This is a genomic window from Streptomyces sp. NPDC015130, assembly GCF_043080005.1.
Classification (GTDB): domain Bacteria; phylum Actinomycetota; class Actinomycetes; order Streptomycetales; family Streptomycetaceae; genus Streptomyces.
Genome location: NZ_JBIBVC010000006.1, coordinates 85,831 through 100,070, shown reverse-complemented (window position 1 = coordinate 100,070; position 14,240 = coordinate 85,831). Strand labels below are relative to the sequence as shown.

Sequence of the window (14,240 nt, the reverse complement as noted above, 5' to 3'; positions counted from 1 at the left end):
GGCCTCAGCAGGCGCCGAGGTCCTTCCAGACGCCCCACTCGCCGGTCGTGCCCGGCGTCTCGTTCTGGGTCCACCACTGGGCCTTGTACTTGCGGCCGTTGTGGGAGACCTCGTTGCCCGCGTTGTAGATCGTGCCGGCCACGTACGCCGGGAGCGAGCCGCAGCCCGTGGGCGGCGTGGTCGGAGGCGTCGTCGGGGGCGTGGTCGGCGGGGTGGTGGGCGGCGTCGTGGTGGGCGGCGTCGTGGTGGGCGGCGTCGTGGTGGGCGGGGTGGTGGTGCCGCCGAGCGCGGAGTTGATCTGGGTCAGCAGGGTGGCGTTGTTGTCCAGGCCGAGGAGCGAGTACATCATCGCGCCGGCCAGACCGCGCTGCTTGCCGTAGTCCACCCGGGCCTGGATGGACTTCTGGTTGAGGCCGGTGAAGAACTCGCCGTCCTTGTAGAAGTACGAGGACTTCGACTGGTCGTCCCAGAAGGTCGTCGACGCGTTGTCGACGATGCCGCCGAGCTCCTTGTAGTGCGCGATGCCGGCCTGCTGGCTGAGCGGGCGGGCGCCGGAGCCGCCGGTGGCGGTCTGCGCGAGGCCGTTGGTGGTGCCGGCCGGCACGCCCTTCCAGCCGCGGTAGTAGAACTCGTAGCCCAGGGTCAGCTTGTTGGCGGGGAAGCCGCCCGCGATGCCGTAGGCCGGGTTGCCGTCGATCCAGGAGTCGATGGCCGAGTCGATGCTGTACTTCTCGGTGCCCGGCGCGATCACGTCGGTCGGGTCGTTCGGCGAGGGGTAGAGCGGGGACTGGTGGTACGTCGGCCCGTCGCCGTCCCAGGCGCCGTGCATGTCGTACGTCATGATGTTGGCGTAGTCCAAGTACTGGCCGATCTTGTCGGTCTCGATGTACTTGATCTTGTCCTGGCCGGCCGGGAGGGCCGAGGTCAGCAGGTACTTCTTGCCGCCGTTGGCCGCGCCGTACTCGTCGAGCTGCTTGCGGAACTCGGCGAGGAGGAGGGTGAAGTTCTGCTTGTCCTCGGGGCCGTAGTGGTTGCCCAGGTGGCCGCCGGAGGAGCCCGGGTACTCCCAGTCGATGTCGATGCCGTCGAAGATGCCGGCCGCCGTGCCCGCGCCGCCGAAGCCGCCCTCGACGGGCAGGTTGCCCTTGAGGTACTGGTCGATGCAGGAGGAGACGAGCTTCTTGCGGCTCGCGTCCGTCTTCGCCGCGTCGTGGAAGTACTTGGAGTAGGTCCAGCCGCCGAGCGAGATGTTGATCTTCAGGTGGGGGTACTTCGCCTTCAGTTCCTTGAACTGGTTGAAGACGCCCACGATCGGCTGGTCCCACTTGTCGGCGACGCCGTCGACGCTGTCCGCCGCGCTGAAGGACTTCTGGTAGTCGGCGTACGAGTCGCCCGCACCGTCACCCGCGTTGGGGTTGTTGTCGTCACCCGCGGCCTTGTTGGCCATGAAACAGGTGAGGTTGGTGGGGTGGATGTTGCCGAACGAGTAGTTGATGACGTCCAGCTGGCTCGCGATGCCCCGGGTGTCGAGGTGCTTGGGGTAGAACGCGTTGCCGTAGACGCTCCACTGGTCGTAGTACGCGATGCGCACGTTGCCCGCAGAGGCAGTGGTCGACGTGTCGGCCGCCTGGGCGGAGCCGAGGCCGACGGTCGCGGCGAGCGCGCCGGCGGCGAGGGCCGAGCTGAGAAGCGCGGCGATCAATGGCTTACGGGGGTGCACGTGCGGCCTCCGAGAGGGGGAACGGGGTGGTGCCGTACAGGAGCTGAGGAAGTGATAACCGGCGCATGAACAGTGCGTCAATGGTCTGAACCAGATTGAGGACTAGACCAATTCGCCGAGGAAACGCCTCGTCAGAGGGGTGCAGCACAAAACGGAACCGCCCGCCACCATGGGTGACGAGCGGTTTAAGGTTCACTTAGGGGTGAGGGGGCGGGGGTTCGGGACCGAACCACCCCGCCACGAAGACCCGGGTTTTCGAGCCGGGGTCCAGCGCCCCGCGAGGCGCGGGGGGCCCCTCCGAGAAGCTCCCGGCTACTCCGCGAGCTCCGGAAGCTCGTACGCGTCCGCGATCAGCGCATGACTCCGCAGCCGTGCCGCCCCGCTGTGCACGTTGGCCGTGAGCATCACCTCGTCGGCGCCCGTGCGCTTCTGCAGGTCGTCGAGGCCCGTGCGGACCTCGTCCGGGGTGCCGTACAGAACGTTCCCCACCCACTCGTCCATGAACTCCCGCTCGACGGGGCTGACTCGGTACGCCTCCGCCTCCTCGGGCGTCGGCATCAGCCCCGGCCGGCCGGAGCGCAGCTGCAGCATCGCGAGGGCCCCGGTCAGCACCTGGCGGCGGGCCTCCGCCGCGTCCTCGGCGGCGAGCGTCGCGACGCTGATCACCGCGTACGGGGCGTCGAGGAGGCCCGAGGGCCGGAAGGACTCCCGGTAGAGGTCGAGCGCCGGAATCGTGTTCCGCCCGGAGAAGTGGTGGGCGAAGGCGAAGGGCAGGCCGAGCAGCCCCGCGAGGCGGGCACTGAAGCCGGAGGAGCCGAGCAGCCAGACCGGCGGCCGGCCCTTATGACCCTGCACGGGGCCGGGGATGGCGTGGATACGGGAGTACGGGTGCCCGTCCGGGAAGTCGTCGTCCAGGAAACGGGTCAGCTCGGCGAGCTGCTCCGGGAAGTCGTCGGCGCCCTCCTTCGGCGACTCGGCGCGGCGCAGCGCGGCGGCCGTGGCGCCGTCCGTGCCGGGGGCGCGGCCGAGGCCGAGGTCGACCCGGCCCGGGGCGAGGGCCTCCAGGGTGCCGAACTGCTCGGCGATGACGAGCGGGGCGTGGTTGGGCAGCATGACGCCGCCGGAGCCGAGGCGGATGCGGCGGGTGTGGGCCGCGAGGTGGGCGAGGATCACCGCCGGCGAGGAGGAGGCGACGCCGGGCATGGAGTGGTGTTCGGCCACCCAGTGCCGATGGAAGCCACGCCGCTCGGCGAGCCGGACCAGTTCGACGCTGGTGGCGAGCGACTCGGTCGCGGAGCCGCCTCTGCCGACGGTCACCAGGTCCAGTACGGACAGCGGTACGGGCGCGGTGCCCCGCGTCTCTCCTCGAATGGCGTCGGTCACCGTGGGGACCCTCCTCGGCACGTGCGGTCGGTAACTCGGGACACAACAGGAGGGCGCCTCCGGTTATTCCGCACCCCGCTGCAGTACCCCTCGACCGTCTCGCGCTCACCTCGTGCACGTCTCGCGTATCTCTGTCGTCCGGTCGTCCGCATCCGCCCTGCGTACGTTCTCGGCCACGGTGGAACCGCTCGCAGCGGCGCCGGCGGTGCTTTCACGGGTCCGCTTCCCCGTAAAAAATCTCTCGGCCGCCGCCACCCGAACGTGAGCGCGAACCCGGCCCCGCACGGCCCTGACCTGAGACTCTGTGAAGGAGTCATGACACAGGCATATGCCAGAGTGGTGCGCCCCAGCCCAGGCCATGGATCCTCCGCATCATTCTCGCCAACAGCCGCCCCTGAAAGGGCTCTTGGCGGCTATCGTGGTACGAAAGCTTGCGGTCACAACCTGGTAGGGGGAAACCGTGGCGCTGAAGCCCGAGCCCACCGCGCCGTTCCACTCGGTGCAATACGCCTTGCGCGTCCTCGAGACGGTCTCACGGCACGGTGGCGGAGTGACGGACGTCCAGATCGCCCGCGAGACCGGCCTGCCCGTCGCCCACCTCTCGTCGCTGCTCCTCATGCTCCGCCGCGAGGGGTACGTCGAGCAGGTCGCCGACGGCGCGTACGTCATCGGGGACTCCCTCGTCCTCCTCGGTTCCGGCCTGACCCGCCGCGAAGCGCTGGAGGCCAAGCTCCAGGAGACCCTGACCGAACTCCGCGACTCCGTCGGCGCGGCCGTCTACATCAGCCGGTACATCGACGGCGAGGTGAAGATCACCCAGTTCGCCAACGGGCCACGCACCCCGAAGGTCAACGAGTGGGTGGACTTCCGCTCGGCGGCGCACGCCAGCGCCGTCGGCAAGTGCCTGCTCACCCAGCTCGACCAGAACGGGCGGCGGGACCACCTCGCCCGTCACAAGATCGCCCGGCTGACCTCCAGGACGATCACCAACGAGCGGATCCTCTTCTCGAAGCTCGACAGCCAGCCGGCGACCGTCCCCGTGCTCGACCTCCAGGAGTACGCGGTCGGCACGGTCTGCGCCGCCGTCCCGCTGACGGCCGGCTCGGCCGTGGGCTGCCTGGCCCTGTCCCTGCCGATCGAGCACGCCCACCGGCTGCGCGCCGCGGCGGACACCCTCAACCGGCGGGCCGCGCCCGTGGTGCTCTCGCTGGCCATCTGAGACAACCGGCCATCCGAGGCATCGGACCCCAGGACGACCCCCGTCGGACGACGCTCCGGCGGGGGTGTCACGAGCACCCCTCGGGACCAGGTAGTATTTTCTCTGTCAGCAGGCGCCGCTAGCTCAGTTGGTTAGAGCAGCTGACTCTTAATCAGCGGGTCCGGGGTTCGAGTCCCTGGCGGCGCACAGACAGGGAAAGCCCCTCGCTTCGGCGGGGGGCTTTCTTGTGTTCCGGGACCGGCCGGGACCCGGGCCCTGTGCTCATGCCCTGTGCTCATGCTCTGTGCTCAGGCCCTGTGCTCAGGCCCTGAGGTAGGTCAGGACGGCGAGGACGCGGCGGTGGGTGTCCTCGGCCTGCGGCAGGTCGAGCTTGGCCAGGATGTTGCCGATGTGCTTGCCGACGGCGGCCTCGGTCACCACCAGCCGCCGGGCGATCTCCCCGTTGGAGTGTCCCTCCGCGACCAGGCCCAGGACCTCGCGCTCGCGCGGGGTCAGCGCCGCCAGCGGGTCCCGGTGGCGGCGCAGCAGCTGCCGTACGACCTCGGGGTCGACGACCGTGCCGCCCTCGGCGACCTGGGTGAGGGCCTCGACGAACTCCTCGACCTGCCCCACCCGGTCCTTCAGGAGGTAGCCGACGCCGGTGCCGTCGCCCGAGTCGAGGAGGTCGGCGGCGTAGCTGCGCTGCACGTACTGGCTGAGGACGAGCACCGGCAGCGCCGGCCGCTCGGCCCGGAGCGCGACCGCGGCGCGCAGCCCCTCGTCCTGGAAGCCGGGCGGCATCCGGACGTCGGTGACGACGACGTCCGGGTCGTGGGCGGCGACCGCCTCGCGCAGACCGTCGGCGTCACCGACGGCGGCGGCGACCTCGTGGCCGAAACGCGTCAGGAGGCCGATCAGTCCCTCGCGGAGGAGGACGCTGTCCTCGGCGAGGACGACGCGGAGCTTTCTCGGAGGGTGCGGCACGGGATCTCCACTCGCAGGACGGTCGGCCCGCCCGGCGGGCTCATGATCGTCAGTGTGCCATCGAGGACGGCGATCCGGTCGGCGAGTCCGGTGAGCCCGGTGCCGCGGGCCGGGTCGGCGGCCCCCCGCCCGTCGTCCTCGACGTCGAGCCGCAGGACGCCGTCCGTGTGCCGGGCCGTGATGCCCGCCCGGGTGGCGCCGCTGTGCTTGCCGATGTTGGCGAGGGCCTCGCAGGCCACGAAGTAGCCGGCGCTCTCGACGGAGGCCGGCAGCCGGGGCAGGTCGACGTCGGTGCCGACGGGGACGGCCGAGCGGTCGGCGGCGTCGGCGAGCGCCGCGCCGAGACCGTAGTCGGCCAGGACCTGCGGATGGATGCCGTGGATCAGCTCCCGCAGCTCGGTCAGGACCTGCCCCGCCTCCGTGTGGGCCTTGGCCAGCTGCTCGGCGAGCGGCCCCGGCGGGGCGTCGAGGCGGGCGAGGCCGAGGGTCATGGTGAGGGCGACGAGCCGCTGCTGCGCCCCGTCGTGGAGGTCGCGTTCGATGCGGCGGCGCTCGGCCTCGAAGGCGTCGACGAGCCGGGCGCGGGAGGCGATGACCTCGCCGATCCGCCCGTCCCCGTCCGTCTCTCGCGGGGCGAGCAGGGCCCGGGCGAGGGCGGCGCGGGCGCCGGCGACGGCGGCCAGGGGGTAGGCGAGGGTGACCAGGAGGAGGGCGCCGAGGAGGGCGGCGGCGAAGGCCTCGGGATAGGAGGTGACCAGGTACGCCTTGACGACCTTGGCCTCCTGGCCGTCCACCGCCAGCTGGACCGGGGCGCTGAGGAGGGCGAGGGGCAGGCCGACACCGGCGGCGAGTACGAGGAGGTCGAGCGGCCACAGGACGGTGGCGAGCAGCAGGCCGTACCCGAGCTCGCGCCAGGTCGCCTGCTCCCCCGCCCGGAGCCGGAGCCAGGCGGCGAGGCCGGCGGCGGCGGGGAGGCGGTGCGGGTCGGGGGCCGGGTCCAGGTCGACGAGCCGGAGCCGGAACCGCTCGACGGAGCCGAGGGCGAGCCCGGAGAGGAGCAGCAGCGGCAGCCCGACGAGGAGCAGCGAGAACACCCCGAGGACGAGGAGCACGAGGAGGGCCAGGCCCCCGACGACCGCCCCGGACGCGAGGTATCCGGCGGCCCGCCAGGGCCAGGGGCCGAGCGGGAACCGGGACCGGGTGAGCGCCTGCCAGGGGTTACGGGGTTCCATGGGCGCCCACGGTAGGCGCGGCCCCGGGGGCGGGGCCATGGGCCTGGAGGGCGTGGCGGGGGTGGGGCCGGCCCTACCCCGGGCCGGCCCAGGTCGGGGTGCGGTCGTGGCGGGCGTACCGGTCCCGGAGGGCGGCGGTCGCCTCGGGGGTGAGGGGCTCGTACGGGGCACCGGGGGTCGGTCGCCACCAGACGGGGTCCGCGCAGAGGAAGGAGTCACGGCGCAGGCCCACGCGGTGGATCTTGTTGGTGGCCGTCAGGGGCAGCTCGCGCGTCACGCGGACGAAACGCGGCGGCATCTTCGTGCCCAGGTCCGGCTGTGCGGCGAGGAAGGCCGCGAACTCCGCCGGTTCGAAGACGGCCCCCTCGCGCAGGGCCAGCGCGGCCATGACCTGGTCGCCGGCCACCGGGTCCGGTATCGCGTACACCGCCACCCCGGCGGCCCGGTCCCAGCGGGCGAGGATGTTCTCGATCATCGCCGCGGCCAGGTTCTCGCTGTCGACCCTCAGCCGGTCGTCCGTGCGGCCGGCGAAGTAGAGGAAGCCGGCCTCGTCCCGGTAGAAGAGGTCGCCCGTCCAGTACCAGCCGCCGCGCAGCCGGACCGCCTCCGCCTCGGGGTTGCGCCAGTAGCCCTCGAAGGGGCTGCGGCCCCGGTTGACGAGCTCGCCGACCGCCTCGTCCGCGTTGAGGAGCCGTCCCCCGCGCGAGAAGCGGGCCGGTGGGCACTCCTCGCCGGTCTCCGCGTCCAGGACGGCCAGGTCGTCGCCGGGGGCGGCCCGTCCGATCGCGCCGGCCGGGGTGTCCGGGGTGCGCTGGACCGCCGCGCCGCCCTCGGAGGAGCCGTACCCCTCGACGAGCGGGATCCCGAAGCGCTCCCGGAAGCGGGCGGCGTCCACCGCCCCGGCCTCGGTGCCGAAGCCGAGGCGCAGCGTGTGCGCGCGGTCGTCCGGTCCGGGCGGGGTGGCGAGCAGGTACTGCACGGCCCGGCCCACGTAGGTGAAGTAGGTGGCGCCGAAGCGGCGTACGTCGGGGAGGAAGCCGGACGCGGAGAAGCGGGCCCGCAGCGCCACCCCCGCGCCGGCACTGAGCGCGGGCGCCCAGTCCGCGATCACCGCGTTGCCGTGGAACATCGGCATGCAGACGTAGTGGACGTCGTCCCGGCCGGCCCCGAAGTGGGAGGCGAGGGAGGCGCCGGCCGCCGCGAGACGGCCCTGGCTGCAGAGCGCGGCCTTGGGCGCGCCCGTCGAGCCGGAGGTGAAGGAGAGCAGGAAGCGGCTGTCGGGGCGTACGGGACCGAGGGTGGCGTCGCCCGGGCGGGCGCCGGCGTAGGGCGCGAGGAGTTCGCGGTAGGCGTCGGTGTCGGTGACGAGGATGCGCAGTCCGGGCAGCGCGAGGCCGTCGAGGAGCGGCAGGTGGGCGCGCTGGGTGACCAGGATCCGGCAGGCGGTGTGCCGGATGTCCCGGGCGAGTTCGGCGCCGCGCCGGGTCGGGTTGATCCCGGCGACGGCGGCCCCCGCGAGGGCCGCCGCGCTGAGCCAGAGCGGGTACTCCGGCGTGTTGTCGAGCAGGATGCCGAGGTGCGGCTCGCTCCCCGGCAGGGGTGGCATCAGGTCCACGAGCAGTGCGGCCCGCGCGGCGGCGCCCGCGGCGACCTCGTGGTGGCTGAGGGTGTGGTGCTCGTCCCTCAGGCCGGTCCGGTGGTCGCCCCATTGGCGCCGTACGAGCTCCGCGACGGTGTCCGCACCCCTCATGGGCCGGACTGTAACTGACGTACCGTCAGAACTGAACGGCCGGGGCTCCCGACTGTCAGAACTTGACGTCCGAGCAGGCGTAGAAGGCGTTCGCGGTGTCCGCGATCGTCCACACCGCCAGGATCAGGTGACGGCCCGTCTTGCCCGCCGGGACGGTTCCGGAGTGCGAGAGGGTCGCCGGCGGCTGCTGGTTGTTGTAGGGGACGGTGAGGAACGGCTGGGGGTCGAGCGCGGCCCGGGTCAGCTTCTGCGTGGGGTTCCAGCCGTTCTTGGTGATGTAGTACTTGAAGTCGGTGGTGCGGTGCCGGGCCGTGAACTGCCAGCGGAAGCTGTAGCTCTGCCCCGCCGTGAGGGTCGTGGCCGGCCAGGCGCCGCCCCGGGGGTCGTCGAGCTGGGCGAACTGCGTGAGCCCCGCCGAACAGATCTTGCCGTCGGCGGGACCGGCGGCGGGGAAGCCCTTGAGGCCCTCGACCGACTGCGGCTCCCACTGTATGGAGCCGCAGTTGGTCACGGTGCCGTTGGCGCAGAGCTTCTGGCGGCTGATCGGCGAGTCGGTGTAGCCGTGGCTGCCCGCGCTGCCGGTGGCGAGGAGGGAGGCGCCGGCGACGCCGAGCGCCACCACCGCCGCCCCGACTGACTTCTTCTTGCGCATGTGCATGCTGTCGCTCCAGGAGAACGTGGGGGAGTTCCGTTGGGCCGTGCGCACGCGTGCGGTCTTGCCGGTTCTGCTTGTACGGGTGGTACGGGTGGTACGGGTGGTGCGGGGTTCCGCGGATCGCACCGGTGAGTCATTTTGGTCTGGACCAAGTACCAAGGTATGGACGGAAGTTGAACATGTCCATCCCCTCAGGCGCCCTCGACCGGCGCCGTCCTCCCCGTGTAGAACGCCACCGTCAGGTCCTTGACCAGCGCCTTGCGCTCGTAGTCGTCCAACTCCACCAGACCACGACTGGTCAGCCGGTGGACCACGTCGTCCACCGCGTCCACCACCGACGTCAGGACGCTGTCCCGGTGCTTCGCGTCGATCGCCGCGATCCGGCGCCGCTGCATCGCCGCCGCGACCTCCGGGGCGTACTCGATGCGCGTCGGCTGCGCCGAGAAGACGTCGACCCCGACCGGGGCGCACTCCGCCGACAGCATCCGCGTCAGCGCCTCCCCGACCGCCTCGGCGTCCCGGAGCGTCGGGGCGTCCTCGTGGAAGGCGTCCGCCGGGAGCTGCGACAGCACCCGGGCCATCGCCGCCTCCACCTGCTCCCGCAGGTACTCCTCGTGGCCGTCGACCCCCAGCGCGGCGCGGACGGTGTCCCGCACCCGCCAGACGACGAGGACGACGACGTCCAGGGCCGTGCCCTTCGCGTCGACCGCGGGCAGCGGCTCACTGCGCCAGTGCCGGAGCCGGACGTCCACGCGACGGCGGAGCAGGAGCGGGCTGACCCACACCAGACCCGTCCTGCGGACGGTGCCGCGGTAGTCCCCGAACAGGGTCAGGACCCAGGCGTAGCCGACCCGGCCGCGGCCGAGACCGCCCACCGCGAACAGCGCGGCGACGACCCCGAGCGCGAGCAGCGCCCACTGGCCGAGGTGGATGCCCTGGTACGGGCGGGCCGGCAGCCGCAGCATCCGTGCCGCCTCCGCGGGCACGGCCCCGGCCCACCACACGACCGCCGCACAGCCGGCGAGCGCGAGCGCGCCACCGACCACGCCGACCCAGCCGGGCAGCACCGCGCCGGGCCGCTCGACGAGTTCGGGATCGGCGGTGGGGGCGGGCCGGGCCTTGGCGCTGCCGTTCCCCGGCTTCTGCCGGTGCGCCGCCTGCGTCTGCTGCGTCTGCTGCGTCTGCTGCGTCTTGGCGGGCGCCGGGATGGCAGCCTTGCCGATCTTCGCGGGCGCGGCCATCGCGACGGTGTCGGGGCCCCCGTCGTCCCCGTTCGCACCGGGCGCGCCGCCCTCCGGCTCATCCCGGAAGAGCAGGTGTACGGGGATGGAGCCGGTGGTCTCGGCCCCGATCACGTTCTTCCGCCGCACGACCCGGACGATCCCCGCGACGGGCACGGAGAGCGCGGCGACCCGCGCACCGGCGATCCGCCCGAAGTCGGGCACGTCGACGCGCCCCTCGGCCACGGAGCCGGACTTCGCACCCCGCTCACCCACCGACACGGCACCGGACACCTTCCCCGACTCCGCCCGGCCCACCGCGGCCGGGCGCCCCGCGTCGGGGCCGGGCGCACTCGTCCGCCCGCCTCCGCCCTCCGAACCCGCCGAAAGGGGACCGCGCGTCGCCGCACCGGCACCAGCGAGCCCCGAAGGGGCGGTGGGCGTGCCTGCCGGGGTGGCGGGCGAGCCCGTCGGGGCGGTGGCCGAGCCCGTCGGGGCGGTGGCCGAGCCCGTCGGGGCGGCGGGCGAGCCGGCCGGGGTGATGCGTGTGCCCGTCGGGGCAGTTGGCGCGCCTGACTGGGCAGTGCGCGCCGCCGCGGCTGGGGAGATGGGCGGATGCGCGGTCTGGGACGTGGGCGCCGTTGTCGCCTGAGAGGCGGACGGGCCTGCAGTGCCGGGCGCCGGGGGCCCGACGCGGGGCTCGGACACCGCGCCGGGCGGGGCGGCCGCCGGAGGCGCGGCGGGCGCGGAGGCCGCCGGCGCGGGTGGGGTCGCCGCACCCGCCGGGGCCCGGCCAGGAGGGGTGGCGGTGGGGGCGGGAGCGGTGGCCGAGGCGGGAGCCGTGGGCGCAGCCCCGGGTAGGGGCGTGGTTCGGTCCGGGGGTGCGCTCCGGTCGGGAGCCGCAGGTCGGCCGGAAGCGGGGGCCGTGGACACGCCCGCGGGCGAGGTCGGGGTCCGGTCCGAGGTCGGGGATCGGTCCGAGGTCGGGGTCCGGTGCCGGTCCGCGGTCGCGGGCGTACCCCCGATCGGCGTCCCCGGTGAGTCCGGACGCACAGTCCGCTCCGAAGGCCCGGCCACACCCCGCTCCCCGGTCGGGGTCCCTACCTGGGGCGCAGTCAGGGCTCCACCCATGGGGGCCGCCGGGGTCCCCGCACCGGAGGCGGGCGGGGTCCCACCGTGGGAAGTCCCCGAAGTCCCCGCCTCGGAGGCCGGCAGGGTCCCACCACGCGAAGTCCCCGGAGTCCCCGCATCGGGGGCCACCGGGGTCCCGCCCCGGGGAGCCACCGGAGTCCCGACCTCATGGGCCGCCGGGGTCCCGCCCAAGGGAGCCACCGAAGTCCCGCCCTCGCGGGCCGTCGGAGTCCCGGCCTCCGGAGTCGCCGGGGTCTCGGCCTCCGAAGTCGCCAGGGGCCCGGGCCCGGGGGTCGGTGGGGTTCCGTCGCGGGGGAACTCAGGGGTTCTCGGGGTCGGGTCTCCGGTCTTCGGTGGGGACGTGCGGGGGAGGGTGCCGTCCGTCAGGCGTCTGGCCGTGCGGGCCGCGTCACGCGAGGCCGCCGCGCCGGAGTCCGCGGGGGTCGGGGTCGATGCGGTCATTCGGGTCCACCTCATGCTCTCGGGGTCATCGGAACAAGCGCCGCCAGGTCTCCGAGCCCGGGTAGCCGTCGGCCGCTGCGCCGCGCCAGCCCTGAGCCCGCTGGAACGACTCGACGTTGCGGCGGTCCGCCTCCGTCCAGCGCGGACCGGGTCCCGACAGGTAGTGCTTGCCGAAGCCCCGCTTCACCAGTTGTTTGCCCAGCTTCTCCACATATGCGTTGGATTGGCCCGGACGGAAGTAGCCACGCCCGGGGAACCCCGTCGCATTCGCGCTCGAACCGCCCGAACCACCCGATCCGCCGATGCTCCTGCCCTCGCCGGTCACGAGGAGCTCCCACGTCTGCGGGCCCGGCAGGCCGTCCGCGTCCCTGCCCTTCCAGCCCTGCGCGAGCTGGAACGCCTGGGTCGCCCGCCGGTCCGCCTCGCCCCACTTCGGGCCGGGCCCCTTGGTGTAGAACTTCTTGCCGCCGCGCTCGACGAGGAGCTTCCCGAGCTGGGTGACGTAGGCGTTGTTCGCGCCCGGGCCGAACTTCCCCGCCCCCGGGTACGGCGTCGCCGGCTTCGGGGTCGCGGTCGACCCCCCGCCGGTCGTGCCGCCCCCGCTGCCGCCGCTCACCACGGCCTTGTAGCGGTAGGCCACGTACCGGTCGGAGTTCTCCCAGTACGCCATGGGCGTCGCCTGCTTCCGCGTGCGCGGCTTCGTCTGCTCGTACGCGATGTACGAGGTGTGCGTGTAGTCGGTCCAGCCGCCGAAGATCGTGACGTGCGAGCCGCGCGTCGGGTTGGCCGGGTTGTGGAACAGCAGGATGTCCCCGGGCTGGAGCTCGGTGCGGTCGATCTTCTCGGCGAAGCGGTCGAGGCTGCCGGTCCACTCGTTGCTGCGCAGGTTCCAGGCCATGGAGATGTAGCCGGAGCAGTCCTGACGGTAACCGTCCGACCAGTACCTCTCCATGGAGTACGGGACCTGGGCCGTCACCCACAGCTTCGCGCGGTTGATGATCTCGGCCCGAGTGGTCTGCCTCAGCGTGCCCGTCGAGATCTGGTCCGTGGAGGGAGGCGTCGTGGCCGTGCCCGTACCGGGGGCCGGTGTCGTGGACGGCTGGGGGCCCGGGCCGGGCGCTCCGTGCAGCGGGCCCCGGCCGCCCTGCGGGGTCTCCGGTCCCGGCCAGGGGTCCACGGCCGGCGCCTCCCGCAGAACCGCCGCGTCCACCCCGGGGCCCGCCCCCGCATCCGCCGGGGTGAACGGCTCCGCCGGGCGCGCGAGGGCCGTCGCCGCGCCCGCGCCTCCCCCTCCGAGCACCACTCCCGCCGCCGTCACCAGCACCAGCGCGCGGCGCGCGCCGTGCGCCGCCGGGTGGCCGCCCGCCCGCACGGGCAGGCCGAGCGCGAGGCCACGGCGCTGCTGGGCGCAGCCCGGGCAGCCGCAGTCGGCCGCGGGTTCGAACTCCTCGAAAACCGGCACGCTCATGCGATTCCCCTCCACACTCGTCAAGATCTTTTGACCCTTGTTTCGGGCGCCAGTGTCTCAACTGTCTGGACAAATCGCATTTTGACGGATTGAAGGGCCAGTACGACCATCCGACAGGCCGGACGCGATCGATATTGGTCAGGAGCACCCCTCCAGGTCAGGTAGAGTTCTCTTTGTCAGCAGGCGCCGCTAGCTCAGTTGGTTAGAGCAGCTGACTCTTAATCAGCGGGTCCGGGGTTCGAGTCCCTGGCGGCGCACGCAAAGTCAAGACCCCCTCACCATCGGTGAGGGGGTCTTGGTGATTTCCGGCCCCGATCGGCCCTGATCGGCCGCGACCGGCCTCGGCCGCCCGAACTACCGGGTGTTCCTGGCCAGTTCCAGCGCGTACGCGTCGAACCGCTCCCCCGCCCGCGGGCCGCCCCGGCACTCCCCGTCCGACTCTCCCGGGCGCTTGATCCACAGGTAGGCCGCGACCAGCGGGTCCCCCGTGCTGCGGGTCGGCGGCGTGCCGAGCGCGCGGCCCGGCGGGTTGCACCGGTTCCGGGCCGGGTCGCCCTCCAGGTAGGGGCCGTTCCCGTTCCTGCTGGTGTCGATCACGAACGGCTTGCCGCCGAGCAGCGTCGACAGCTGCCGGCCGTACCCGGTGCTCGCCGTGGTCGCCGGCTGCCGCTTCAGCCGCAGGACGGCCGCCTTCAGCAGTGCGTACCGCTCCCCGGGACGCTCCTCCACGACGGCGGCGGAGACCTGGGCGGTGGCGCCGGGCGGGGAGCCCCGGCCTCCCGTGCAGCCGGCGGCGAGGCCCGCCGCGAGGAGCAGCAGGAGCGCGCGGACCGGGAGGGTCCTGGGCGGTCGGGGCCGGCGGTGACGTGCGGACATTCCGGGCCCCTCGGCACGTACGGACCGGTCGTCGTCATCGTGACACGACAGCCCTCTGGGCCGGGCGGGGCAGGGCCTCTACAGTTTCCGGAACCCCGACCTCCCGCGGCCGGCACCGGGCTCCTCCCGCCGCCCGTGAGCCCCGCGGTCGAGGACCGGAC

General features: G+C 73.3%; 9 protein-coding genes, 2 tRNA genes and 1 pseudogene. 3 read left to right on the top strand and 9 right to left on the bottom strand.

Annotated elements, in window-relative coordinates; translation table 11 throughout:
* Nucleotides 1-4 precede the first annotated feature (4 nt).
* Nucleotides 5-1,720 (bottom strand): glycosyl hydrolase family 18 protein, encoded by a 1,716-nt coding sequence (locus tag ACF08F_RS14445; RefSeq protein WP_392298808.1) that lies wholly within the window; start codon nucleotides 1,718-1,720, stop codon nucleotides 5-7.
* Between the two features lie 312 nt (nucleotides 1,721-2,032).
* Nucleotides 2,033-3,103, bottom strand: coding sequence for an LLM class flavin-dependent oxidoreductase (locus tag ACF08F_RS14440; protein ID WP_392298807.1), 1,071 nt, complete (start codon nucleotides 3,101-3,103; stop codon nucleotides 2,033-2,035).
* A 460-nt stretch (nucleotides 3,104-3,563) separates the two neighbouring features.
* Here ACF08F_RS14440 and ACF08F_RS14435 point away from each other — a divergent pair, with 460 nt between their 5' ends.
* The gene (locus ACF08F_RS14435; RefSeq protein WP_392298806.1) at nucleotides 3,564-4,322 is read left to right on the top strand and encodes an IclR family transcriptional regulator; all 759 of its coding nucleotides are present in this window, start codon (nucleotides 3,564-3,566) and stop codon (nucleotides 4,320-4,322) included.
* A 112-nt stretch (nucleotides 4,323-4,434) separates the two neighbouring features.
* Nucleotides 4,435-4,508, top strand: a tRNA-Lys gene (locus ACF08F_RS14430).
* Nucleotides 4,509-4,622: 114 nt separating this feature from the next.
* Here the strand turns inward: ACF08F_RS14430 and ACF08F_RS14425 are convergent.
* From ACF08F_RS14425 to ACF08F_RS14400, 6 genes are all read right to left on the bottom strand, one after another.
* Nucleotides 4,623-5,285: a response regulator gene (locus ACF08F_RS14425; RefSeq protein WP_392298805.1), complete on the bottom strand. Its 663-nt coding sequence runs from the start codon at nucleotides 5,283-5,285 to the stop codon at nucleotides 4,623-4,625.
* Entirely contained in the window at nucleotides 5,216-6,517 is a 1,302-nt protein-coding gene (locus tag ACF08F_RS14420) for a sensor domain-containing protein (RefSeq protein ID WP_392298804.1), read from the bottom strand. The genes ACF08F_RS14425 and ACF08F_RS14420 overlap by 70 nt, the downstream gene beginning before the upstream one ends.
* Nucleotides 6,518-6,590: 73 nt before the next feature.
* Nucleotides 6,591-8,267 carry an AMP-binding protein gene (locus ACF08F_RS14415; RefSeq protein WP_392298803.1) on the bottom strand — a complete coding sequence of 559 codons (1,677 nt, stop codon included), beginning with the start codon at nucleotides 8,265-8,267 and terminating at the stop codon, nucleotides 6,591-6,593.
* A gap of 55 nt (nucleotides 8,268-8,322) precedes the next feature.
* The gene (locus ACF08F_RS14410) at nucleotides 8,323-8,919 is read right to left on the bottom strand and encodes a lytic polysaccharide monooxygenase (RefSeq protein ID WP_392299111.1); all 597 of its coding nucleotides are present in this window, start codon (nucleotides 8,917-8,919) and stop codon (nucleotides 8,323-8,325) included.
* Nucleotides 8,920-9,113: 194 nt separating this feature from the next.
* Nucleotides 9,114-11,168 carry an SPFH domain-containing protein gene (locus ACF08F_RS14405; protein ID WP_392299110.1) on the bottom strand — a complete coding sequence of 685 codons (2,055 nt, stop codon included), beginning with the start codon at nucleotides 11,166-11,168 and terminating at the stop codon, nucleotides 9,114-9,116.
* Nucleotides 11,169-11,760: 592 nt separating this feature from the next.
* A complete protein-coding gene (locus ACF08F_RS14400; RefSeq protein WP_392298802.1) occupies nucleotides 11,761-13,203 on the bottom strand; it encodes a peptidoglycan-binding protein in 1,443 nt (480 codons plus the stop codon).
* A gap of 183 nt (nucleotides 13,204-13,386) precedes the next feature.
* Between ACF08F_RS14400 and ACF08F_RS14395 the strand changes: the two genes are divergently transcribed.
* A tRNA-Lys gene (locus ACF08F_RS14395) sits at nucleotides 13,387-13,460 on the top strand.
* A 97-nt stretch (nucleotides 13,461-13,557) separates the two neighbouring features.
* On the opposite strand, the pseudogene ACF08F_RS14390 reads toward ACF08F_RS14395, so the two are convergent.
* Nucleotides 13,558-13,947: pseudogene (locus tag ACF08F_RS14390) on the bottom strand (glycoside hydrolase family 6 protein); the annotation flags it as partial.
* Between the last annotated feature and the right edge of the window lie 293 nt (nucleotides 13,948-14,240).